This is a genomic window from Polyangiaceae bacterium (genome assembly GCA_016715885.1).
Classification (GTDB): domain Bacteria; phylum Myxococcota_A; class Polyangia; order Polyangiales; family Polyangiaceae; genus Polyangium.
Window position 1 is genome coordinate 922,592 of record JADJXL010000025.1, and the last position, 22,987, is coordinate 945,578.

At 59.0% G+C, this 22,987-nt stretch carries 19 protein-coding genes; 8 read left to right on the plus strand and 11 right to left on the minus strand.

All coding sequences use genetic code 11. The annotated features are described in order from the left end of the window. Window positions 1-19 precede the first annotated feature (19 nt). Window positions 20-826: a MerR family transcriptional regulator gene (locus IPM54_38755; GenBank protein ID MBK9265717.1), complete on the minus strand. Its 807-nt coding sequence runs from the start codon at window positions 824-826 to the stop codon at window positions 20-22. Next, window positions 781-2,040: a ferredoxin--NADP reductase gene (locus tag IPM54_38760; protein ID MBK9265718.1), complete on the minus strand. Its 1,260-nt coding sequence runs from the start codon at window positions 2,038-2,040 to the stop codon at window positions 781-783. Before IPM54_38760 ends, IPM54_38755 begins: the two co-directional genes overlap by 46 nt. Before the next feature lie 243 nt (window positions 2,041-2,283). On the opposite strand from IPM54_38760, the gene IPM54_38765 reads away from it, so the two are divergent. Further along, entirely contained in the window at window positions 2,284-3,384 is a 1,101-nt protein-coding gene (locus IPM54_38765) for a hypothetical protein (GenBank protein MBK9265719.1), read from the plus strand. On the opposite strand, the gene IPM54_38770 is transcribed toward IPM54_38765, so the two are convergent. Continuing rightward, on the minus strand, window positions 3,364-3,822 hold the full coding sequence (locus tag IPM54_38770) for a hypothetical protein (protein ID MBK9265720.1): 459 nt from the start codon (window positions 3,820-3,822) through the stop codon (window positions 3,364-3,366). The genes IPM54_38765 and IPM54_38770 overlap by 21 nt on opposite strands. Window positions 3,823-3,991: 169 nt before the next feature. Here IPM54_38770 and IPM54_38775 point away from each other — a divergent pair, with 169 nt between their 5' ends. The 5 genes from IPM54_38775 to IPM54_38795 all read left to right on the plus strand — a co-directional run bounded on the left by IPM54_38775 (window position 3,992) and on the right by IPM54_38795 (window position 8,061). After that, window positions 3,992-4,309 (plus strand): DUF4258 domain-containing protein, encoded by a 318-nt coding sequence (locus tag IPM54_38775; protein MBK9265721.1) that lies wholly within the window; start codon window positions 3,992-3,994, stop codon window positions 4,307-4,309. Between the two features lie 2 nt (window positions 4,310-4,311). Further along, complete coding sequence (locus IPM54_38780) at window positions 4,312-4,512, plus strand: YgiT-type zinc finger protein (GenBank protein ID MBK9265722.1); 201 nt, start codon at window positions 4,312-4,314, stop codon at window positions 4,510-4,512. Between the two features lie 119 nt (window positions 4,513-4,631). Beyond that, a complete protein-coding gene (locus IPM54_38785) occupies window positions 4,632-5,435 on the plus strand; it encodes a restriction endonuclease (protein MBK9265723.1) in 804 nt (267 codons plus the stop codon). Between the two features lie 17 nt (window positions 5,436-5,452). Next, window positions 5,453-7,648 (plus strand): hypothetical protein, encoded by a 2,196-nt coding sequence (locus IPM54_38790; GenBank protein MBK9265724.1) that lies wholly within the window; start codon window positions 5,453-5,455, stop codon window positions 7,646-7,648. 50 nt (window positions 7,649-7,698) lie between these two features. Then, window positions 7,699-8,061: a cupin domain-containing protein gene (locus IPM54_38795; GenBank protein MBK9265725.1), complete on the plus strand. Its 363-nt coding sequence runs from the start codon at window positions 7,699-7,701 to the stop codon at window positions 8,059-8,061. Between the two features lie 12 nt (window positions 8,062-8,073). Here the strand turns inward: IPM54_38795 and msrB are convergent, their stop codons facing one another. Continuing rightward, complete coding sequence (gene msrB, locus IPM54_38800; GenBank protein ID MBK9265726.1) at window positions 8,074-8,478, minus strand: peptide-methionine (R)-S-oxide reductase MsrB; 405 nt, start codon at window positions 8,476-8,478, stop codon at window positions 8,074-8,076. Window positions 8,479-8,609: 131 nt separating this feature from the next. Between msrB and IPM54_38805 the strand changes: the two genes are divergently transcribed. Continuing rightward, entirely contained in the window at window positions 8,610-10,112 is a 1,503-nt protein-coding gene (locus IPM54_38805) for a hypothetical protein (protein ID MBK9265727.1), read from the plus strand. Between the two features lie 599 nt (window positions 10,113-10,711). On the opposite strand, the gene IPM54_38810 is transcribed toward IPM54_38805, so the two are convergent. From IPM54_38810 to IPM54_38835, 6 genes are all read right to left on the minus strand, one after another. After that, on the minus strand, window positions 10,712-11,707 hold the full coding sequence (locus IPM54_38810; GenBank protein ID MBK9265728.1) for a nitronate monooxygenase: 996 nt from the start codon (window positions 11,705-11,707) through the stop codon (window positions 10,712-10,714). 105 nt (window positions 11,708-11,812) lie between these two features. Next, on the minus strand, window positions 11,813-14,044 hold the full coding sequence (locus tag IPM54_38815) for a DUF3160 domain-containing protein (protein MBK9265729.1): 2,232 nt from the start codon (window positions 14,042-14,044) through the stop codon (window positions 11,813-11,815). Between the two features lie 214 nt (window positions 14,045-14,258). Further along, window positions 14,259-15,620, minus strand: a complete 1,362-nt coding sequence (locus IPM54_38820) for a cytochrome P450 (GenBank protein MBK9265730.1) — start codon at window positions 15,618-15,620, stop codon at window positions 14,259-14,261. A gap of 14 nt (window positions 15,621-15,634) precedes the next feature. After that, window positions 15,635-17,296 (minus strand): WGR domain-containing protein, encoded by a 1,662-nt coding sequence (locus IPM54_38825; protein MBK9265731.1) that lies wholly within the window; start codon window positions 17,294-17,296, stop codon window positions 15,635-15,637. Window positions 17,297-17,365: 69 nt separating this feature from the next. Beyond that, window positions 17,366-18,592, minus strand: a complete 1,227-nt coding sequence (locus tag IPM54_38830; protein MBK9265732.1) for a hypothetical protein — start codon at window positions 18,590-18,592, stop codon at window positions 17,366-17,368. Between the two features lie 28 nt (window positions 18,593-18,620). Continuing rightward, the gene (locus tag IPM54_38835) at window positions 18,621-20,573 is read right to left on the minus strand and encodes a serine/threonine protein kinase (GenBank protein MBK9265733.1); all 1,953 of its coding nucleotides are present in this window, start codon (window positions 20,571-20,573) and stop codon (window positions 18,621-18,623) included. Between the two features lie 123 nt (window positions 20,574-20,696). On the opposite strand from IPM54_38835, the gene IPM54_38840 reads away from it, so the two are divergent. Then, on the plus strand, window positions 20,697-21,470 hold the full coding sequence (locus IPM54_38840; protein ID MBK9265734.1) for a YdcF family protein: 774 nt from the start codon (window positions 20,697-20,699) through the stop codon (window positions 21,468-21,470). Between the two features lie 27 nt (window positions 21,471-21,497). Here the strand turns inward: IPM54_38840 and IPM54_38845 are convergent, their stop codons facing one another. Then, the gene (locus IPM54_38845) at window positions 21,498-22,919 is read right to left on the minus strand and encodes a HAMP domain-containing histidine kinase (protein ID MBK9265735.1); all 1,422 of its coding nucleotides are present in this window, start codon (window positions 22,917-22,919) and stop codon (window positions 21,498-21,500) included. Window positions 22,920-22,987 lie beyond the last annotated feature (68 nt).

Here is a 22,987-nt window from a genome sequence, read left to right on the forward strand (position 1 = left end):
TATTTCGGTTTTCGTACCGTCAAAGTGTGGCCAAGTAATTTTTCATGAGCGCGTCGTGATAACGCGCAAGGAACGAATGAATGATCGGCGCCGCTTGTTCGATCATTTTTGCCGCAACCTCGGGCGACAAGCGCGAAAGCCGCTCTGCAAGCAGTTTGGTTTCCTGGCCAAGTAGATTGCTCATCGCTTCCGCATAGATACCAATGTCTTTCGGCCCAAACCCGATATCTTCGGAAAAACCAAGCGCACGAAACTGCGCGAACGTTTCCAAAATCCAAACGTCGTCTCGTGCGATCACTCGCCGTACGCGTCCGTCCGCCCCTTTTTCCTCGGTCGCGCCCACGAGCCCCATTTCGATCATTTCATCCAGGTCTCGCGCGTGTACGCCGAACTTTTCCACGAGCTCGACCGTCGAAATCGTTGCAGGACGGGCCGTACGAGCTCCCAGCGTTCGACTCAAACGCGATTTCAATTCATTGACGAATGCGCGCTGCGCCGGACTGAATGCCTCGTCTTGCTCGTCGAGCATCGCTTTGATGGCCCGAAGCGGCAAAAACCGCTCGTGCTGAAGCCTTCGCACGAGCAGAATTCGCTCGAGGTGCTCGTCACCGTAATAGGCCATGTTCCGGCCGGTCTTGCGGCCTTCCGGGACGAGCCCCTGCTGGATGTAGAAATGCACCACCTGCCGGGGCAGCCCCGTCTTTTCGCACAAATCCTTCATGCGATACGGATAGGCCCCGCGATCGACCTTCGCCGCCGAATGCAACTGCCCCACGGCCATCATGCGATCTCCACGGTACACGCAGACGACGGACGCGATACGCACGCCAAGACAAACCCGTCTCGCCGCTCTTCCTCGGACAAACAATTCGGCTCTTCGCTCACGACGTCGCCGCTCTCGAGCTTCACGCGGCACGCGCCGCAGCCGCCCATGCTGCATGAAAACGGCATGGGGATCGACGCTTCGAGGCCCGCTTCGAGCAAGGTTTGTCCGGGCTTGGCTACGACCTTTCGCTCGACCCCGCCCAAACGTACGACCACCTGCTGCGGCGAGGACGGTGCGTCAGGACGAACCCGCCTCGCAGGCGACGAATACCGCTCCTCGCGTATCGCAGAAGCCGCCGCGCCCTGAGCGAGCAGCGCATCACGCACAGCTTGCATCATCGGCTCGGGACCACACACGAAATATTCGTCCCCTTGGGGCAGCGCTTCGAGCTCCGCGGCCGCGTTTGTCCGATCCAGAAGCCCGGTGCGTCCGGAGAAACCTTCGGGCGGGTTTGTCAGTACGTGCCGCACGGCGAGCCTTTCGCCGTACGCTTTCGACAGCTCCGCGAGCTCGTCCCGATAGATGATGTCGTCGCTTCCGCGATTCCCATACACGAGCGACACGCGGCTTTCAGGCTCGCGCACGAGCACCGTGCGCAGGATGCTCATGAGCGGCGTGATTCCACTTCCGCCGGCAAACAGCACGAGATGCCTGCGCTGCGCAGGATCGAACGTCGTCGTGAAGTTGCCCGAAGGCCCGAGTACTTCGAACGATGCGCCTTCCGCTGCCGTGTCGTTCAAGTGATTCGATGCAACGCCCCCGACGATACGCTTGATCGTGATTCGCGCTTCGCTCGTCGCGCCATCGTCATCGGGCGCGTTCGATATCGAGTACGCGCGGCGCAGCACTTCGCCATTCGGCAAGGTCACGAGCACCGTGAAGAATTGTCCGGGCGTGAAGGAAATACGTCGTCCGGTTGGGTCGATCAGATGAAGCGACACCGCATCGGGCGTTTCGCGCGTGACACGCGCCACGCGCAACGTACGCGTCGCGAGCAGGTTGCGCGTGGATACAGCGGGCGTCGCGAGCAGATGACGCGCGAGCGGCTTTCGCTGCACGAACGACGGTGGGGTACGTCCGGACAATCCCGCGACGACCATGCGCAGATCGTGCTGGATCGTTTCGAGGCGATCCGCGATCGCCTTGGGCAAACGCGCCGTCAGGAACGATTCGCGAGAAGAAGAAGAGAAAGACAAACCTTGTTCGGAGCTCATCAGTGAACCGTTGTATGGGCTCGCTCGTAAAGTGTCAAGTAGCACTTTACACTTTACACATTCAGGCTGGGTAAGCGTGCAAAAACACGAGGAAATTGGCGGATCGCGGCGTACACTTCCAGCGATGGGCTTCGTCGACGAAGTGCGGCAGGGCAAGTTCGGGTTGCGCTTCTCACCGGGAGCGCGGTTCGAGACGAGGCGCGAGACGACCGCGAGCGCCTACTTTTTTTCGAACGCGGGCACATGACGTCGCTGATGGTGGGTCACTTTCCGCATCGGCTCGATTTGCAGTCGCAACACGAGGCTATCTTGCGCCGCGACGTCGAGCGACATGCGCGGGATCTCTTCAATAGTTGCTTTCGTTCGGTGGATCGCCCGGACAAACAAGTTGGTCCTCGAACGGACGATCCGGACTGGTCGCCGGTCGTCGAGACGTCGATCGTTCGTCTTGGCAAGGCTCGCGCGCTCCGCGTGATTCATCGAACGTGGTACGAGCCTGGGCACGAAAGCATCGTGGGGCGGCTTTTGGTGCCGGTCGCAAAAGGCATGTTCGAGTTTCGTTTCGATCCGTCGCCGCTTGCGAAAACGGGACGACGTGAAGCGGCTGCTCTGACGCGACTCTTGCACGATTCCGCTGGGACAAACCTCGACGATCTCTCCACGAAGATCGATCAGCGCGCAGCGGATGATCCATCGCTCGACGCTGCATTTCCCGATCACCCGCTGACGTTGGCGCGCAACGAATTGGATGAATTGGTCGAACGTGGAGGCATCGAGGTGACGGAGCCGTCGCGGGAGGACGACGTCGAAGAAAGCGAGGTGGTGGAGGCTGATTTCGCCATTGAACCGCCGCCTCGATTTTTGCGCATGAAGGCGGACAAACCGTCGAACAAACGTGCATCGTGGAGCCGCGTGTCATTCTCGGGTACCGACGGGATCGAGCTGCTCACGGTTTCACGCACGGGAACTCGGCTGTCGGAACCCAACGGCCGATCGCTTTCGCGCATTGCGGAAGCGATAACGAAACAAACGGTGCCCGCGGGAGCATCGTCGGTGCAAGTGAGTGCTCGGGCGCTGAAGAGCAAGCCGGGGCGAGCCGAGGCGGAAACGTACCGGGCGCACGTGGAGGGCAATAGCAAACAGCATTCGCTGTTTCGCTGGTTCACCGAAGAAAACAAGGAAGTCGTGATGGTGGCGCTGGGCGCTTCGCAATGCGTTCCGATGGACGAGCTCGAAGACGACGCGGCGGCGGTCGTACAGTCGTTTCGGCGTCTTGGAGCAGCGACGAGCTCGACGAGCGAAAAGAAAAAATGGTGGCAATGGTTAGTCGCCGGCGGCAAGTAAGTTGACTTCGACGACGAGCGGAAATGCGAAGTGTGTTCGCTCTTTGCCCGTTTTCGAGTCCCACATTTGATCGATGCGAACTTCGGGGCCGAAACAAAACTGAGGCACGATCCAGCTCGAGTCATCGTGAGCTGCGACGGCCATGAATGCCACGTGACCGCCCAATCCCATCAAATCTTTTTCGTGTGGTTCCGCTTGGCGATTGCGATAAGCGAATTGGAGCCCTGCGCGCAGGTCGAAGCGAGGATGCGCCCAATAAATGTAATCGGCGCCCAATCCGGTCGTCACGACTCTGGCATCCGAATCGACATCGACCCCTCCACCGACGAATCCGAGGCCTTGTAAATAATGTTGCGATCTGCCCTTGTAATCGAGGGGCATACCGAAGCCGAGCGAAAACGTGGATTCGATGGCCACGTTGTCGTCGGAATCCAGCACGGGTCCGACGCCAATGCGCGCTGAAGAAGCGCCACATGCGGGAAGCGCGAGGAGCAATGTGCCAAGAATGAGCGCACGCAGTGTGTTGGGCGCACGCTCAGAAAAACAAACAAAAAAATGGCGCTGAACGGAGAATTCTGGCATGACCACAGCAGAGGGGTTCGACTCGATGGAGGCAAGTATTCTAGACCAGGTTCGCACAGCAGCAGCGAAGAAGCTACTGTTTCTGCCGCATGCTGTGCGTCAGATGAGTCGGCCTTCTCGAATGATCTCACCCCGCGAGGTGGAGGCCGTCATTGCTACGGGCGAGCTCATCGAGGATTACCCGGAAGATGCACGGGGCCATAGCTGCCTCTTGCTCGGATTTGGGGAGAAACGGCGCCCCATCCATATTGTCTGCGCACCCAAGACTGACTATTTGGCCATCATAACGGCGTACATTCCGAATCCCGATCAGTGGTCTGCCGATTTCAGAAGGAGAGGGTAATCATGGAGTGCATTCATTGTCGAGGCGATATGAAGCGTTCGCACGCTCCGTTCAGCGTGGACCGCAATGGCTATCATGTGCGTTGGGATGCCGTGCCCGCATGGGTGTGCGAGCAGTGTGGCGAGCCGTATTTCGAGTCGGCCGAAGTCGAACGCATTCAACGCTCGCTTGCAGCGCTCGATGGAGACGTCGAAGCCGCATGAATAACCGCAACAGGCCCTGCGGGGTTTGGAATGCAATGCCAACGGGTCGTAGCACCTAGTTGGGACGGTGGAAGTGCACGCGAACTGACCACGGACGAGGCTGCAACGGAGAGACGTGGATGAAATTGAAGCCTGTTACGGGTACGGAAGGTGGTCTCACCGGCGAGGAGCAGATCCAACTTGCATTGACTGAAATTGTGCGCAACGGCGGAACTGCGTCAACACAAAGCATCTACGCCGCGATTGAGGCGATTCTCAATCCTCGCGGACTCACACTTTCGGAACAAGGGAAAGCGAGCCTTCGATTTTTTATCAACAAAGTTGCGGTTGCCGCCGGTTTTGTATATCCCCACGACAAAACGAACCCGGGATGGCGCATTACTGAACGCGGCCGAGAAGTCGCACTGCGTGGCGCGACCACTGAGACCGCCATCGACGTCGATTCTGGACTCGTACAGGAGATCCCCTCGAATACCGCCCGAGGTGAAGCCTTCGAACTCTATGTCCTTCGCGTTCTCAAGGCAGCCTATCCCTATTATGCGTGGCATCATCAAGGCCGCGACAAACGAAACGAGCGAGGGGTGGACTTCGTGGGTAAGCGAATCGGCGACTCACGGGGCGAGCCAGCGACGCTGGCAGCACAAGTGAAATTTCACAAGCCCAATATTGCACCCACCGAGCGCGAATGGCTAAAGTTCCTCTCTGGCTGCTTCGCACGACGCATTGATGTCGCGCTTTTCGTGACCACTGGTCGCCTGACCTCAGAGCAGCGCCGCGAAGCCCAGGAGGCTGGGGTGGTCGTCCTCGAAGGCAAGGATGAAATTACTCGGCTTGCAGCGCTGCATCATATTGGGCCGTTTGATCTGTTTGAAGAAATTGCCGGTTCCGCAGACGCCGGCTTGGACGCGGCATCCGCGCAATAAGATTCCGACTTGCAGACATGAGTAGCGCACGTATGCTTCTTGCAATGCCTCTTGTCTGGATACTGCACACGTTACGCGTCGTTGCGGATTTTTCGGGTCACATTTTGCTGCTCGCCGAGCTTGCATTCGTCGTCGGCATCATCTTCCTGGGCCTCGGGCGTTCGTACGGCTTGCCGCGTCTGTTTTGGCACGAGCATCCCGTCAAACAGGGCATCGCTGGGTTTGCCGCAACGCTTCTGGCGAGCGGGCTTTTTTTCGTGAGCTCGCTCTTGGTACAACGCCCCGAGTTTGGTCGCAGACCGGACGTCATCGTCGCGGCGATGTCCGTGCGCGAATACATTTTTCGTTGTGCCGTCGCTTTCGCCGTCGCGCTTCTCATTCCCGGCTATCTATTTCTCCAAGGTGCTGCAGGGGTTCGTCCAAAAAAACGTTGGCCCATGGCCGTCGGAGCACTTGGCGCCGTGGCTCTCACGGTCGCGCTCGTGAGCCTCGGGGATTGGATGGCCCAAGCGTTGTCACCCGGCATTTGTGCTGCATTGCCCCACCAAGCCGTCGTGTCGCTGGAAGTCGATGCGCGATGCGTCGATGTGGTGCATCTGCACGTACTCGCCACGTCGTTTTCCGTCGTGCTCATTGCCGTGTATCTTTCGGCCGCTTTGTTCGAGCGGGTCGTGATTCCCCCGGCGGCCGGTATTTGCATCATTTTGGGATTGATTGCCGCGACGCTCGGATCATTTTCTTTTTGGCTCGGCGGCACGCACGTTCTATTGCTCATCGGCCTCATTGCTCTACTCGTCCGTCTCGCCGGACGAAGCATGTATCGACGGCGCATCACGCACTTCGACGAGTATTATGCGCCCGAACGTCTGGCGCACTTGTCGCATTACGAGGTGAATCGTCCGACCATCGCGGGGCTCGTCCGGCAAGATGCCATTCCGTGGCGTTCGTCGCTACCGTTTGCCCAGGGAAAACGGCCGCTCGTGCTCGTTTGCGCCAGCGGCGGAGGGCTCCGAGCGGCAGCGTGGACGGCCGGCATTTTATGCGCGCTCGAACGTCGATTACCGGGTTTTCCTTACCACATCCGGCTTATTTCAGGAGCATCCGGAGGCATGTATGGAGCGGGGGCTTATGTGGCAACGCTTAAGCCGCCGCCTGCGACTGTTCCTCAATCCACCGACGATTTGCATACGATTTCGCACAAGGCGCTTTTCGATGGCGTTGCCAGTGATTGTTTGTCGTTCGTAACCCATCGACTCGTTTTTCGCGACATCATTTCCACGTTGATTACCGTTCCGAGCTGGCCGGATCGCGGAGCAGCGCTCGAGGAAGCATTTCAGCAAAACGTGCCCGAAGCGTTTGGAAAAACGTTTGGCGAAATGGCATCTGGTGAAGCTGCGGGATGGCGCCCGTCGCTCGTGTATTGTCCAATGCTGGCCGAAGATGGGCGGCGCCTTTTGATTTCCAATTTGGATCTCGATTTCTTGTTGGTGCAAGAAGGTCCTCGCGTGGGGCATCGAGGACAAATCATGTATTCACGCGCGGGTTACGAGCTTGGGCGCTTGTTTCCGGGAACGCTGCAAAGCTTCCCTCTCCGCGTCGCCACGCGACTCAGCGCTTCCTTTCCGTATTTGTCGCCGGCTGCGGTTTTACCGACGTCACCACGAAGGCGGGTGCTCGATGCGGGATATTGGGACAATTACGGCACGAGCATTGCGTGCGGGTGGCTCGAAGCGTGCGTTGCTGGAGACATTCGCGCGGGGGATTTGAAGCGATGGATGCGTGAGCATGTATCGGGCGTATTGCTCGTACAAATTCGCGGCGCGGTGGAAAATCGAAGCGCCGAGGGAACGGATTTTCGCTTGGAGCAACGAAGGCCGCCGTCGGAGATGGAGCGAGGTTTCGAGGGGCTCACGTCGCCGGCGCTGGGTGCGCTTTCCGCGCGTGAATCCGCGATGCTGTTTCGCAATGACGAACTGGTCGAGCTGGTGGCGCGTCGTTGCAATGCCGAATTCGGGCCCGGTTTTTTCTCGACGGTTACGTTTTGCTTCCGCGGGAATGTTTCATTGAGCTGGTCACTCACGGAAATGGAAAAAGGCAAACTGCGACGAGCTGCAGAGCGAGCGGTGCAGGCAAAAGCTGGCGAGCTCGAAGCATTTTGGAAAGAGCATGGCGGCGCGGGGTGGGCGGAGGAATCGGAGGCGAAGGTTGCGTGAGCGAGCGCGGGTGGATTGACGCCGGCGCGAGAATGGGTCAAGCGTGCGTCATGCCGACCTTCATCGAAAAGCCGACCCGCATCGAAGCAGCGGGAAACAAGCCAAAGATCATCGACGAATACGTGGGGCGCGTCAATTCGCGAACGGAAGACGTGAGCGTTGCGCATATGCGAAGCCCTGGCGGATGGCTCGAACCGGGGCAGCGGCCGGAATTCGACGAATACACGGTCGTGCTTCGCGGAAGGCTACGCGTCGAGCACGAAGGTGGCGCGATCGAAGTCGCCGCAGGTCAAGCGATCATCACGCACGCGGGTGAATGGGTTCGTTATTCGACACCGGACGACGATGGAGCGGAATACATCGCCGTGTGCCTGCCCGCATTTTCACCGACAACCGTACATCGGGACGTGTGAGCGGCAAACGGCTCAACCCGACTTTTCGCGGGGAACGAAATCGAGCGATGCGGAATTGATGCAATAACGCATTCCCGTTGGAGGTGGTCCGTCCGGAAAAACATGTCCGAGATGACCATCGCATTTCGAGCAGCGCACTTCGATTCGATGCATGAAGTGACTGTTGTCTTCGATTTCTTTTACCGCATCCTTTGATACGGGCGCAAAGTAGCTGGGCCATCCACTGCCCGAATCGAATTTCGTCGATGAATCGAAGAGGACAGCACCACAACATACGCAAACGTAACGTCCATCTGCCTTGTGGTTCCAAAACTTGCCCGTGAAAGCACGCTCGGTGCCGCCACAGCGGGCGACCTTGTATTGTTCTGGCGAAAGACGCTCGCGGTAGCTGTCGTCGGAGCTAGAGCGGGTGGTCATGACGTTCCTCCGCGGCGAATGCTAGCGCGTAATCGAGCAAAGTTCGAGAAATAGCACAGGCAAATTTTTGCATGCTGCGGTCGAGCTCGGTGCTTGACGGCGAGCGACAACAGCGATAGCGGCACATCGCGATGCTGAAATCACCAAAAAGTCACTGGGGGCTGCTCCTGGCGCCGTTCGTGCTCGGCGCGTGCGGCCTTCTCAAGGTCAACGTCAACGGCAAGGTTCACACGCTTGGTGAACCAGACCCCGAAGAGCAAGAAGAACAAAAGCAAGCCAGCTCGAGCTCGTCGGGAAAGAGCTCGTCGAGCGGCAGCTCGAGCAGCGGTTCGAGCGGTTCGAGCAAGCCCAAGAACCCCGACAAGGCGGCCAAAGAAGAGCATGACAAGTTGCGCAAGGAAACGCGCACGCTGCTCGTCGAAATGGATAAAATGCTGCTCGAGGGGCCCGATCCGATCCCCGGAGACAAGATCGGCGCGATGTCGGAAAAGCAATCGGCTTTCGAAGACGCGGGGCTCGAAAACGAAGCGCGTTATTTGGCCCACGTGCTCACGTATTACAAGCTGGAAAACGCTTGGCGCGCCGATCCGGCGAAGACGGGCGAGACTTTGGCCAAACAATTGAAAGGCGCCGTCACGACGCAAGGCGAATTGAGTGGCAAAGACAAACCCGTCAGTTTCAAATTTCAAGCGGAAGCTGGCAAGTGCTACACGGTCATGTCGCACATGAAAATGGCCGGTGGCGACGACGACGGAGCGAGCGAGTTTTTCCTCGACGGCGGCGCCAAAGGGTCGAAGTTGCAGCGGTTCAACGTTCCAACACGAACCTCGCGAGGCTCGGGGCTCAGGCGCAGGCTCGCGAAAGCGTACACGTATGGCGCATGCGCGCTCGAATCGACGGAAGTGACGGTATCGCTGAAAATGAAGTATGCGGGCACCGCCAATGGATTGCGGTACGTCGTGGTGGAACATGCGCGCGACAAATTCCCCAAGTACCTCGCAATCGACCTTCAACCGACGATGAACGATTCGTGCGACGTCGAGAACTACACGAACATGTGGACGAACCCGTTGCCGGCCGCCGTCGTTTATGGGAAAACGCAGCCATTTCTCACGTACGACGCCGGAACGGCGGACGAAATGTGGATGACGGCATGGTCGGTTGCGTTTGGCGAGGCACGCCTGAAGCGCGGCGACGTGGTATCGACGCCGCCGAAGCAGTTCAAGTTCGACGACAAACCCAGGTTCCGCAAATGCCCGCACGAGATGAAATACGCGCATAGCGCCGAAGGTATCAAGGTGGCGCAATGCTACACGGCGCTGAACAAGCGGTACGATCCGCTGTTCGATGCCGCCGAACGGGCAAAAGCGACGGCGGGTTCGCTGCTCGGGGAAATCAATGCGCAAAAGCGGCTCGATGCGCTCAACCACCAATACGACGAAGAAGAAAACCGCACGTGTCGCAAGATCGAGGCGGACGTCAACAAGAAGCTCGAAGAAGCGTACAACAAGATCGTCGACTTCTACATGACGAGCCCGCCGAAGCCGAGCTTCGATCGCGCCGGCGAAATGCATCAGCAGCACGAAGGGCTCGCTGAAATCCGGTGCGTCGGGACGCACACTTGTTCGCTGTAAACACGCCGCCCCAGGTTAAAGAGGCTGTCGCAGAACTCGGAACGCGGTTGCAACACCGCACGCCCGCGCGGGATTGAAGAGGCTGTCTCAAAACTCGGAACGCGTATCCTCGCCCCAGCCCCGCGCGGGGTTGAAACCCCGCGCTACACGACAAGAAGTCCTCGCGCTACCGCGCTCGGACTGACGTCATGGCTGCATGGCGAGGCCTGCAATCTATGCGAAATCATTGATGATTCTCGATGACGATGCGAAATTCCACAAGGCCAGTCCCGAACGGTAGTGAGGGACTTTTGAATGTGTAGCGCGGGATTTCAATCCCGCGCGGGCGTTCGGTGACACACTACGGCTCGAGTTTTGAGACAGCCTCTGAAATCCCGCGCTACACGACAAGAAGTCCTCGCGCTACCGCGCTCGGACTGACGTCATGCGTTCACGAGAGAAAATGCATTCTGCTGCGGAATCGGAAGCAGATCACGATCATGTAGCGCAAAGGAATGCGGTCAGTCCCCGAACGGCAGTGAGGGGACTTTTGAATGTGTAGCGCGGGGTTTCAACCCCGCGCTCGCTTGTGCCCCCCATATCCCCCGAATTTGCCGTATTCACACAGCGGCTGCGTTTGATTCCTTCGCCAAACTTTCCCCAAAGCGCCGCACGATATCCCCCGCAGACTCCACTTTGTGGATTCCGTCGACGCTTTTTCCTGCCTGAAAGTATTCCTTGTAGCCGGTACCTCGGAGCGACGAACGTTTCAGCTCCCAAACGCTTTTCAGCGAATACGCCATGCGCATCCAATGTTTTGCCTTCGGATGACGCAAGAGCGCGCGCGCGATGGGTCCTGCTTTCGTACCCATACGATCGACATACGATGTGCGAATGACACTGACGGGAACCCCGCTGATTTTATCGGTGAGCACGATATCGGATTCGTGAGCTCGAACGATGGCTTGCTTGTAATCGTCATGGGCTCGGCATTCGGTCGTGGCAATGAACCGCGTTCCCATTTGGACGCCGGCATAACCCATGGAAATGGCTTGGACAAACCCTGCTTCATCACCGACGCCGCCGGCACACACGAGCGGCACGCCGAGCAGAGACAATTCGTCGAAGAGTTTTTGCGGAGATTGATTTCCCGCGTGTCCGCCCGCGCGATTGTTGACGCAAATGAGACCATCGACGCCTTCGGAAAGCGCTCGCTCAGCCCATTTTCGTTCGGTGACATCATGGTAGACGGTGCCGCCAACGGCGTGGACTTTTTGCACGACCCACCGCGGATTACCGAGCGCCGTGATGAAAAATCGAACGCCTTCCTCGAGCGCAATGTCGACCCAGCGTCGCATACGGTCTTCGTACACCTTGGATGACTTTTCGACGATGGCATTGAAGCCAATGGGTTTGTCGGTGATGGTGCGAATCAATCGCAATCCGTCGCGCAAATCGTGCCCATGCACATAAGACATGGAGATGGGCTGCACGATTCCAATGCCGCCAGCGGCAGACACCGCGGCCACGAGCTCGGGATTCGAGCAGGGATACATGGCGCCGCAAATGAGGGGGATTTCGATGCCGAGTTTGGTCGTGAGGGGCGTAGAGCGCATTTCGAGGAAGGGATACCACGACGCGCGAATCGAAAGCAATCAACTTGATGAGCGTGTGCCACGGTGCGCCAATATCGACGCCCACCGTGGCACACCGATCATGCTTTACCGCGACACGAGATCGCTCATCCAAGGCACATCCGCCGGCGTTACAGCCTGGATGTCCTTCTGCCACTCCTCGTCCGTCTTGCGCTGGAAATTCTCCGTGATCGTCTCGAAGTACGACGACGCAACGCCCACGTAAGCCCGCGGAGTTCCACACGGATCCGCCGTCACGACCATCAACCGCGGCAGCCCCGTGCCCACATGCAGCACGCGTCCCACGAAATTCCCAGCCTCGTCCGTCGGCTGCGTGTGCACGTCCGCAATCGTCGGATCCTCCTGAACACTCTCCCAATTGTCAAAGAAGAGCTTGGAATACCATCCGGTCGAGCCTTCCGGATCACCACAACCAAGCTGTACGACAACAGCCTGATTGATGAAGTCGAGGTGCGCTTGCGTAAGCGGGATTCCGTCACGTTCGTTTTGTGCCATTTCGCCGAGGATCTTGGCGACGTCGCGCAACGTCTGGAAATACATCGGCACCTGCGTCGCGAGCCCCGGATTCTTCGAGAAATCGAGCTCGGCGGCCATCGCTGCCCCATGCTCGGCAAATTCGACGATGCGAGCATAGAATTGCGGATATGGATCGACGTATGCCGTCGGGAACTGGCACGATGCGCCTCCCGTATACGATTGCTTGGCGTAAAGCAGCGTGTCGTGCCGCAATTCGGCCCACGAAGCGAGCTGTGTATTGAGCAGCCTGCGTCCCCAAGCCTCGGTTTGTGCAATTTGCGGCAGGCCGGTCGTATCGGCGAGCGTCTTGGTGGGCGACAATTCGCGCAGCGAGACGAGCCAACGATTGTACAAATTATCCTGCCAGAATTCAGCGGGATGCGCATCGACGAGGACGCGCATCATGTGAAGGTCGCCCGCATAGTCGTACTGCTGCATTTCGGGCTTGAGGAGCGTGCCGGCTTGATCGTTGCCGATGGCAGCAAACGCGACATCGAGCGGATTGGGCATCATGCGCTTGACGCTTCCCTGCTTCACGCGGTCGTAGACGACGTTCGAGAAAACGTGGGAATCGACGACGTAACGCTGACCGAACAGCGCAAAGCTCGATGAAAGCGGGAGCGTGCCTTGACCGAGGCCGTTGATCATGATGTGGCTCGAAATGCGCTGGGCGCCATAACCCTTTTGCGCCATCACGTCGGCGATTTGCGCATCGGAAAGCGCAGCAAGCCCCGATGCATCGGAAATCCCGAGGTCTTGCAAGAGCAGACCGAGCTGCGGGAGCGTCATGTAATCGCTCTCCCCGACGAATGCGCGTACGGCGCTATCGATGCGGGTGTGGCGCTTCAATGCGTCGCCCTGCGCAATCGCTTGAAGCACGTATGCGCCTTCGAGCTGCCTGCGCTGGAATACTTGCGATCCGTCCTCTTGGGTTTCGATGATGCGGAAATCGACTCGACCAAGCCACATCATCGAACGGAAATATCGCTCGAGCTCGGGGGAATCCGTGTAGTGCCCACGGGGCTCGAATTGCGAGAAGTCCATGAGGCGATTGCTGCCGAATAGCTTGACTTCGCCCATGCCTTCGTGGGCTTTGGCGCCCGCGACGAGCTGATTGATTTTCGCGGCATCGCCGCCGGCAACGGGTGCAACCGGTTGATCGGTCAAGAGCGATAGTGCCACGGCAATGAAAAGGTCAGCATCTGCGCGAGCTTGCGGGCCGAGGGCCTTGCCGCCACCTTTGCCGAGCTCGGCGTGCATTGTCGAGAGCAAGTCTTGCAGGTCGGGCGCAAGAGATGCAAGCTCGACGGCCTTCAGGATGGCATCGTAGGACTTGTGGACGGCGAACATGATCGAATCCGCGGAGACGTACAGCGGAAGATCCTGTGCATATACGCTTTGATAGCCGTACACGAAGGTCGGAAAGCGTTTCTTTTCGGAGATGACGAATCCATTTTGCGCAAGCTTCGCAAGCTCGTCCTGGTCGAGTGCCAATGCGGACGCCTGAATGAGCGGCATACCGTCGGCGGTCGTGGGATCGTAACTGAGGCCCGAGGCGAATGAGACGGCGTATTTGCCGCTGAAATCAGCGGAGGTCATGCTCGCCGCTGATTGCGCCTCTTTCATGAGCGAATCGAGCTCGGCCTGTTTATCGGGCGGCAATTGGGCGGGAGGAATGGGCGTGCCTTGATTGTCGGGCGGCGGGTTTTCGACGGAGCTCGAACAGCCGGTGAGAGCAACAACAAGGAACGGAATGGAGCACAAGGAAAGCAGCGTGCGCATCGTGGTTTCCCTTTCGTGGGAGGACGCGCGTGGGTAAGCAAATTTGATGCCGCTCTCCTCCTAGAGCAATAAACTGCTTGAATCCGGGCCAGGTCCGGACGCTCGCTCCGCGCGCGTGGGACGCGCGCTTCGCGAGGCTAGTTTACGATGGGGGGGCCGAGGCTCGCCTCCCCATACCCCCCGATTTTTACCCCTCATCAATCCGATCGCTGCTCTAGCTCAGACCCGCTTGCATAGTATGCAAATCGACCTTCCGCTCGAGCACGACAGGCATTCCATCCGACGTCGAAATGGTAATGCTCCGACGAACCTCGCGTACCTTGCCAAACCTTGGCAAACGCAAGACGGTCCGCGCAAGAATGGTCGCGAGTACCATTTTCATTTCGTACAAGGCAAACGCCATTCCAATGCAGCGCCTTATGCCTCCACCAAAAGGAAGCCATTCGTTCGGACCGAACTTGCGACGCAAAAAACGGTCGGGATCGAATCGAGCCGGGTCGGGATACAGATCGGGACGCCGCTGCACGAGATACACCGACGCGATGACGGCCCTGCCAGCTTCGAGGTCGTACCCTCCAATGCGCATGGGTCGCTGCAGGACCCGGCCCACCATGGGAACGACCGGCTGGAGCCGCAATGTCTCGCGTATCACGGCATCCAGGAGTGGTGCGCGCGCAATGCGATCGGGCGCGAGGTTTGTCAAGGCACCTTCATTCTCGAGATCGGCAAGCAGGCGACTCGTGAGCATCGGTGAATCGAGGAGCCAACGCAAAGCCCAAGAGAGCGCGGTTGCAGTCGTTTCATGGCCCGCCACGAGGAGCGTCACGAGCTCGTCGCGCAATTCGACGTCGGGCATCGGACGACCCTCTTCATCCCGCGCCTCGAGCAAAAGCGACAAGATGTCGTCCCTCTTTTCTTTCGACTCGCGCCGGCGCCGCATGAGGTCGTAAATCAACTCGTCGGCTTTATCCCGCATACGTACGAATTTGCCCCACGGACTGAACGGGCCGATATCGCGCTGAAATCCGGGGAAAAGCAAAAGCGGATTGGCACCGACGTCGAGCAGCTCGGATACGTGCGCATGCATTTGCGCCATGTTCTCGCCATCCTCGACGCCAAATATGACGCGCAGAATGATATCGAGCGCAATCCGCTGCAGCTCCGGGTGAATGGGAAACTTTCCGCCGTCCGGCCACGATTGAATTGCACTCTCGGTCAGGCGCACGATCCGTTCGCCATAAGAAGCCATTCGTTCGCCATGAAGCGGCGGCAAGAGGAGCTTCCGCTGCCGAATGTGCTCGGCCCCGTCCAAGAGCAGCAGCGAATGCTGCCCGAGAAGAGGGCCGAGAACGGCGTTGATCTTGCCCGCATGCGCATCGTCCGGCCCGAGCGAAAAGATCTCTTTGATCGCGTCCGGATGGTAAAACACGACCGCATTCTCGAGCCGCGGCAAGTTCCACGTAAACGCATCGGGATAATGACGCGCCAAGGCGTCGAGCATTGCAAATGGCCGGTAAAGCCACGGAATGACGGTGACGAGCGGCGGCAAAAACGTCGGGCCAGGAGGCAATGCCACGGAAAAACTCTCCTTTACACGAGACGCTTGATGTTGCCGAGCACGCGGTAAAACCCGCCTCCGGATACTTCACGCACTTCGTCGACGATGAACCGAGCTCCCGCCTCGCGAATGTTGCGCGGGAATTGGCAATTGTAGCTCTTCTTGAAGCCGGGCGAAACCACGCGCGCGCGAACCTTCGACCCATCCTTGACGCATTCGACGATGACACCCTTGGACGTGTCGCTGGTCGTTTCGAGCTGCGTCGTGGGGACCTCCTTGACCGGAGGAGCCGCGATGTCCTTGGCCTTCGGCAATTCGCCGGCTTGCGCCTTCTGAATGGCCTCTTCGCTGGCATCGATGCACACGAGCGCGCCACTCGTCGTAACGATGTACAGCCGTTCGTCGAGGTATTGCATCGAATATGCCGAACCCCACCCGGTCGCGAGCTTCCACAAACGCTTCCCCGTCGCGTCGAAGCAATACACGGACGAGCTGCTATCACCCGCAAAAATGTATTTCCCGCCGGGTGATGCCGCGCAAGAATAAGCGGAATCGTCGCAGTTACAAACCGGTCCGGGTTTGCCCGATTTGCTGAACACGTACACCTTGTTGTCGCTCGTGCCCGCGTACACGTCGGTGGCTTCTTGCCAGCCAAAAAGAACGGAGCCGCGCGTCGACGCCGTCCATTCAGCTTTGCCGTCTTTCCAAGCGTACTTCGTGACGCCACCGGAATGGCCATGATACACGCCATCGTCGTCGGCGCGCACCATCCAGCCGCTCGATCCCTTGCTTTGCTTGCGCCAATTCGTCTCGTTTTCGTGGTCGAAGACGGCAATGCCACCATTACCATCCGAAACGCAAAGTTTGCCGCGGTGGATGTCGAGCCAAAAAATGTCGACACCTTCTTCGATTTCATACGCCAATCGAGGCACATGACCACCGAGATCGTAAACATTCCCATCGTCGCATCCCGCGTAACGCCAATCGTCGTCCGCAATGAGACACTTGACGCCATCCGGAAGCTTGTATTGCTGTTCGACGGTGCCCGCAGACGTCACGGCATACACAGCGCCCGCTTGATTGCCCACCCAGCAAAGCTTCTTGTCGATGAAAATACCAAATGCCGGCGATCCCGAGGAGAATGTCCACAATACGGGAGCCTGTTTCTCGGTCGAAGGCGTGCTTTTGATCACGCGGCGCGTGACGGGTCGCTTTTGCCTTTCGCCCATGACCGCAGCCGCATACCCCTTGCGCGCCTTCTCGCCGATCTTCTTCTTCGCAAATGCCTCGGCCTCGGCAGCCGTACCAAACTTCTGCTCTTGCTTTTGCCCCGAATCCCCGATGCGACCATAACGAATCGATACTTTTTTGCCGTCGATGATCACTTCGTAAAACTTGTGCGAGCCGCCGCCATCCTCGGACAATTCGAGGTACGTCCTATTTCCAGCGGGTGCCGCAGTTGCTTCAGATGCAGCCGCAGGCGCAGGTGCAGCCGGAGCTGCCACTTCAGCGGGCGCTGCCGCAGGTGCAGGCGTGGCAGCGCGCGTGCGTTTCGGCGCAGGTGCAGCGGCACGCTTGCGCGGAGAAGCCGTCGCCGATGAAGACGTTGCACGCGACGCGCTCGTGGAGCTAGCGGCGCGTTTGGATGTGGTGCGGGACGAAGTCGTTGAGCTTGCAGAGCGTTTGGTGGCCATGGGATTTTCCTCGAACGAGACAAGAGAACACAAATCCCTGGGCGTTGTCATCAAATGCGAATCGCGCATTCACCGGAGGCGACAACCCATATCCACGACCTGATCGAGCTTTGCAGCCGACAATGCTTTTGTATCGATGTCGGCCGTAACGCGAATCTTCACCGTTCCACCGACGCCAATGCGCGCTATGCCCTGCAAAAGATCGCCCACCAAACCTTGCACATGGGACCCAATCGCCGACGCGCCAAGCTCGGAGCACGGAATGCTTCCCGCCAAATCCATCCGCGTCCGCGCAGAAATGCCTTCGCGCACCACATTGCCCTTGCCCTCGAGATGCAGCGCGCCCGCATCCACCGTGACTTTCGTCAATTTCAACTCGCCCAAGTCCGGCATGAGCTCCATCGTCGCCCCGAGCTTCGTCGTGCGACCATAAACGATTCCATCGAGCTCTCTGGGATGCGGCGGCACCCAACCGGTCAGGACAAACGCCGCCGAACCATGATGCGGATTCGAAGGCAACGCCCCATCGAGCACGAACGACACGGACCCTTCGACGGTCGGCGCTCCAAGACCCTTGGGCAGCGCAACGTTGAATGCTCGACTGACCTCGTCGAGCTTCATCGACGCAAATGTGACCTTTCCTTTGAGCGGTGCTGCAGCCGTATCGAGTGAAACATTGACGAGAGGTTTTTCCGAAAGCGTCAGGCCAAACCCGGCATCGACGTGACCGTCTTTCTTGTGGTGCAAGGCGACTTTGCCGAGTTTCGTCTTCAAAACCTGCAACGTCCCGTCGAACTGAAGATCACCGTCGCCGGCGCTGCGCGTATTTCCCGACAGCACGATCGATGGATTGTCTTGGCCACCGTACCGAACGTCTCCGTCGACAGTCGCCGGAAGACGAATCGTCGCGCCATACCGGCTTTCGAATGTCACGAGCGCTTGACGGACGTCTTCCGGTGCGCCCGTGACGTCGACGAACGCCTCTTTGCCTTGAACTCGGAGCGGATCGAGGCCTTGCAGATCGACGACGAGCTCGACGAAACGAGCATCGACCCAAGGAACTCCAACCATGCGTGCTCGGGTTTGTCGGAGTACGATGCGGTCGGGCGTGACGGAGACCTGGGCAAAATCGAGCTGGAAACCACGCGCGAGCGCTTCGCGATGAATCCACCACTCGATGAACGGTCGATGCGCAACGAACGCGCCGGCGCACACGAGGACGACGACGGCGAGCGCGATGAACCAGCCTCGACGTCGCGGTTTGTCGGGGACAGGATCATCGGGCAGCGTGTCCATGCGTGTTCAGTGCTAGCAGGTGCTGCGTTTACAAGCGACTCATCGGAGGCGGTGGAGCCGTGTTGGGTCGAGCTTCGTCCGGCAAGAGATGACGCAGGTGCCAAGCTTGCACGGCAGAGCGTGTTTCGGCATCCCGGAGCGCGAGTTGTACGCGCCCCATGATCAGGCTGGGAGCGACGATGAGAAAGAGCGTGCAGAGGGTGAGCGCACAAAGCGTCGGGATTTCCGGTAAGGCCAATCCCTGCGGCAAGATCACCATGTTGCCATTTTCAAAAACGTACGAACGCGGAATGACGCCAAGCAGCTCGAGGGCAAGCGGTGCCGCGATGGCGAGACATCCCGTGCCGATGACGAGCGCTCGGAAACGCGCCGAGTGCGTCATGGAAAACGAGAACGTGAAGATGGAGATGAGCAAGGGAGTGAAGAAAAGCGGGCCGAATATGCGACCAATGAGCGATAGAGCCATGACGTTGAAGAAGAACGCTCCATAGCCGAATGCGTAAAGACCCCGCACTTCATTGCTTTGAACTGCAAGCAATTTCATGGCCGAGCCAATCGCCGTGAGGCCCACGAATGCAAGCAAATATTGGATGCTCGAAACGCCCATCCAGAGCGCGAGCGGAACCATGAGCACGAGAGACGCGAGGTCGAAACGCACGCCGTCTCGAAGCGCGAGTCGCAACCGTGCGAGACCTTGAGCGCGCACTTCGGCCTTCGCTTCGGGGGGAATTTCCTTCGTCCGGGCCGTCACGATCTGTGTGAGGACGCGCAGCGCTTCGGGGTTTGTCGGATCGAACGCGAGCGCTTGGCCGACTTCGCGCATGGCTTCACGGCGCGCTTCGGCGACATCGGGGCCGCCATTTTCCGCACGGTACGCTGCATCGGCAGCCGCTCGCGCATGCGTCATCGACATGCTCTTGCGCACGGTGCTGTCCGTGTCGCCACTCATGAAGTGCTCGATGGCCTGTTGCATCTCGCGGGCCGAGACAAACCGGTCGCGAGGTTCGAGGGCCGTGGCTTTGACGCAAATCGCATCGAGCGCCGGTGGGATGTCCAGGTGCGGCGCTCGAATCGAGGGCCGCGCATCGACGCCGTTGAGCGTGGCCATCATCATCGCGTTCCAGTTGTCCTTCACGTGCAGCGTTTCGAGCGCGAGGATCTCGAACAAGATGGCGCCGAGGGCATAGATGTCGGAACGCGCATCGAGCGCCGCGACTTTCCCCATGGCTTGCTCGGGCGACATATATCCGAACGTGCCGAGGATTTTGCCTGCTGCGGTCTTGACCTCATCGGCCGCGTCTTCGAAATCGAGCCGTTCTTCGGGCGCATCTTTGCGCAGTTTCGCCAGGCCCCAGTCGAGCACGTAGACCTCGCCGAAGTCCCCGAGCATGACGTTGGACGGCTTGAGATCGCGGTGCAAAACGCCGCGTGCATGAGCGAAGTCGATGGCGAGACAAACCGCCGAGAATGCGCGAAGGAGCTTCGCCCGCGAGTGATTTTCGACGATCGCGGGATCCTTCTGGCGCAAACCTTTGATGATCTGCGACAAGGTCAAACCGCGAAGACACTTCATCGTGAAGTAGGTCGATCCATCGGCATCGGTCGCTAGGTCGTACACCGGCACGATCGACGGATGTTCGAGCTGCCCTTGAACGCGGGCTTCTCGCAGAAAGCGTGCGCGCACCTGCGGCTCGGATTGGAACATGGGCAAGATGGCCTTGCGCGCGACGTCGCGTCCGATGCGCGTGTCTTTGCAGAGGTACACTTCACCCATCGCGCCGCGACCGAGCTGTCGCTGCACGACGTAGCGGTCGTGAACGGGTTCCAGACCGAGGGTTTCCGCGGCTGGATCCACGGGAGGCGGGATGGAAAAAGCGCGCGGAGCGGGGGGAGCCGAAGGAGCTTTTTTTGCGCCATAACCCGCTTCGGTGATCGATTCGTCGAAGAGGTCGGGCTCTGGGGGCCGCGGCGGGCGCATCATGGATGGAAGCAAGCCCCAAAGTGGAAAAAGGGTCAAGCAGACGGTGATGCGCGTGCGGTTTTCAGAGGCGAATACGTCGACACCCATCTTGAAGCGGCTCTGCGTTTCGAAGAGTGTCCCTGTATGCGTTTTCCTTTTCGCTCATCCTTGCTCGTCACACCTCTCATCTGCGCCTGCGTTTCGGATCCTGCGCCGGCTTCGCATCCATCTCCTCCGCCGCTGCCCGAAGGTGCTTCCCATGTGGCGCTTTGCCCGGTGGCAACGATGATCGACGCGTATCCGGGCGAATATCCGAACCAACCAAACGATCCGCAGCCTCTCGCGCCCGATTGCATCGCGCGCGCGCACGACGCGATCATCGTCCTTGGTTGTCCCAATGAGGACACGGGCGCTGCTTCAGCCTGTCAAATCGCGCGTGCCGACATTGCGGTCGCTCTTTCTTCGGCCGGTTATGGGGATCGGTTCATCACGACGGGCGGGGCCGTGCACAATGAATGGGTCGAGGCGGATACGCTGCGGGATTTGCTCATTCAGCGGGGCATTTCGGCCGATCGCATCAAGACCGAACCTCTTGCCGAACACACCGACGAAAATATTTATCATTCGACGCAGATCATGGAAATGGAGGGCCAAGCAAGCGCTGTCGTCGTATCGGATCAGCCTGGCCACTTGCTGCTCACGGGCCTATGCGACAGCAATTGCTGCGTGGACCTCGGGCGATTGAGCGTCTTCGACTTTCCCATCGCGAATGGTCGCGTGACCGCGGGCCATTACGTGCGACATCCCTGGGCAAACCCCATCAGCGCTGCGGAATGTACGCACATCGAAACGCCGACGAAATTCATGTGCACGAACCTCGCACAGCGTCGAGCTTGCAAAGAAACCTTCGAGCTTTGAAAAGCGCGTATTCAGCGAGCCATCGCGCTAGGGTTCGCCCACAAGAGGAAGCTCCGCATGTGGCTTTGCCGGCAGCATCACCCTGAACGTGGAGCCTCGTCCGAATTCGCTCTCCACCGTAATGCGTCCGCCATGGGCCTCCACGATTCTCCGCACCACGAAGAGCCCCAGGCCCACACCGGGAATGGTTTCCTTCGACGTGCCCACGCGTCGAAATGGTTCGAACAAGTGCGCTTGGTCCTCCTTCGACATTCCGACACCTTCATCCGACACCGAGAATACGACCGAATCGTCTCGCTGTTCCACGATCAAGCGTACCTCACCGCCTCGAGGTGAGTATTTGATCGCGTTGCTGACGAGGTTGTTGAGGACTTGTTCGATTCGGGCGGGATCGCACTGCAAGGCAATATGCTCACTTGGAACGTGCAGGACGAACCGATGAGCTGGAGCCGTTGGCTCGAATAGATCGATGGTCGCTTTTGCGATCGACCGTGCGTCGCATTCGTCGAATTGGAGCTCGAGGATACCTGCCTCGATGCGCGCGGCATCGAGAAGATCGCTCGTCATGCGCTCCAATCGGTCAACTTGGCGCTGTACACGCGAGTACGACTGCCTGACGCGCTCTTCGGTCGGCAATGGTTTGTCGGGGGAAATGAAAGAGCTCGCCAGTTTCAATGCCGACAGCGGGTTACGAAGATCGTGGACGACACCTGCAAGAAATGCGAGTTGCTTTTCGCGCTGTCCCTCGATGGTGGACGCCATGTCATTGAATTGTCGCGCAATGAGGCGAAATTCGGCCAAGCCTTGGTCCGATGCGCGTATCGTTCGTTCGCCGCGCGCATAACGTTCGATCGTTCTGGCAAGCTCGACGGCAGGCGCATACACCGCAGCGCGCAGCCAAATGGCGAGCGCACCCATGCCTCCCACGACGAAGACCAGCACGCCGATACCGATCCAATCCGCCCACTGGTCGGCACGCGCGGCGGAATTCGTCAATGCGCGCCCTTGATCCACGTTCACGTTGATCAACTCTCGCGTCAGCCGGAACGTCGCATCGAATTCCGTTTGGGTGCTTTCCTGAATGTCTGAAATGGATGCGCGATCGCTCGCAGCAGCGCGACGAACTGCAGCGGTGTATTCGTCGGTTTGACGCTCCAGGTTGGCGAGAAGCTCGCCTTCCTCCGGGCTGCTGACGTGGTCACCGGCATTTCGGATCAACCGGTCGAGTCTGCCTTCGTTCCTCACCCGCGCCAGCGGTTCGGTCATCGCACGATACGCGAGCAGCTCGATTTCCAGCTCCTCGACAATTCGGATGCTTTCGACGGTATTACCGATGCCGCTCGCCGTGCGGTGAAGAACGGACGTGAAGAAAATGAGTGCCACCCCCGCGGTAAGCGCGATGCTCGCGAAAGCCGCGGCGGAGACCATGAACGCTCGGCGCAGACTCATGGGATGCATAGTAGGGCAACTGGCGAGCTGCGCCGAGGTTTGTCGCACGACCGAACGGTCATGATTTG

Bases quoted from the DNA above. Each gene is read 5' to 3' on its own strand.
- IPM54_38815 (MBK9265729.1), bottom strand. From the start codon at position 14,044: ATGCGCACGCTGCTTTCCTTGTGCTCCATTCCGTTCCTTGTTGTTGCT.
- IPM54_38775 (MBK9265721.1), top strand. From the start codon at position 3,992: ATGGAGGCAAGTATTCTAGACCAGGTTCGCACAGCAGCAGCGAAGAAG.
- msrB (MBK9265726.1), bottom strand. From the start codon at position 8,478: ATGACCACCCGCTCTAGCTCCGACGACAGCTACCGCGAGCGTCTTTCG.
- IPM54_38780 (MBK9265722.1), top strand. From the start codon at position 4,312: ATGGAGTGCATTCATTGTCGAGGCGATATGAAGCGTTCGCACGCTCCG.
- IPM54_38805 (MBK9265727.1), top strand. From the start codon at position 8,610: ATGCTGAAATCACCAAAAAGTCACTGGGGGCTGCTCCTGGCGCCGTTC.
- IPM54_38835 (MBK9265733.1), bottom strand. From the start codon at position 20,573: ATGATGCGCCCGCCGCGGCCCCCAGAGCCCGACCTCTTCGACGAATCG.
- IPM54_38845 (MBK9265735.1), bottom strand. From the start codon at position 22,919: ATGAGTCTGCGCCGAGCGTTCATGGTCTCCGCCGCGGCTTTCGCGAGC.
- IPM54_38810 (MBK9265728.1), bottom strand. From the start codon at position 11,707: ATGCGCTCTACGCCCCTCACGACCAAACTCGGCATCGAAATCCCCCTC.
- IPM54_38760 (MBK9265718.1), bottom strand. From the start codon at position 2,040: ATGAGCTCCGAACAAGGTTTGTCTTTCTCTTCTTCTTCTCGCGAATCG.
- IPM54_38825 (MBK9265731.1), bottom strand. From the start codon at position 17,296: ATGGCCACCAAACGCTCTGCAAGCTCAACGACTTCGTCCCGCACCACA.
- IPM54_38795 (MBK9265725.1), top strand. From the start codon at position 7,699: ATGCCGACCTTCATCGAAAAGCCGACCCGCATCGAAGCAGCGGGAAAC.
- IPM54_38840 (MBK9265734.1), top strand. From the start codon at position 20,697: ATGCGTTTTCCTTTTCGCTCATCCTTGCTCGTCACACCTCTCATCTGC.
- IPM54_38830 (MBK9265732.1), bottom strand. From the start codon at position 18,592: ATGGACACGCTGCCCGATGATCCTGTCCCCGACAAACCGCGACGTCGA.
- IPM54_38765 (MBK9265719.1), top strand. From the start codon at position 2,284: ATGACGTCGCTGATGGTGGGTCACTTTCCGCATCGGCTCGATTTGCAG.
- IPM54_38790 (MBK9265724.1), top strand. From the start codon at position 5,453: ATGAGTAGCGCACGTATGCTTCTTGCAATGCCTCTTGTCTGGATACTG.
- IPM54_38785 (MBK9265723.1), top strand. From the start codon at position 4,632: ATGAAATTGAAGCCTGTTACGGGTACGGAAGGTGGTCTCACCGGCGAG.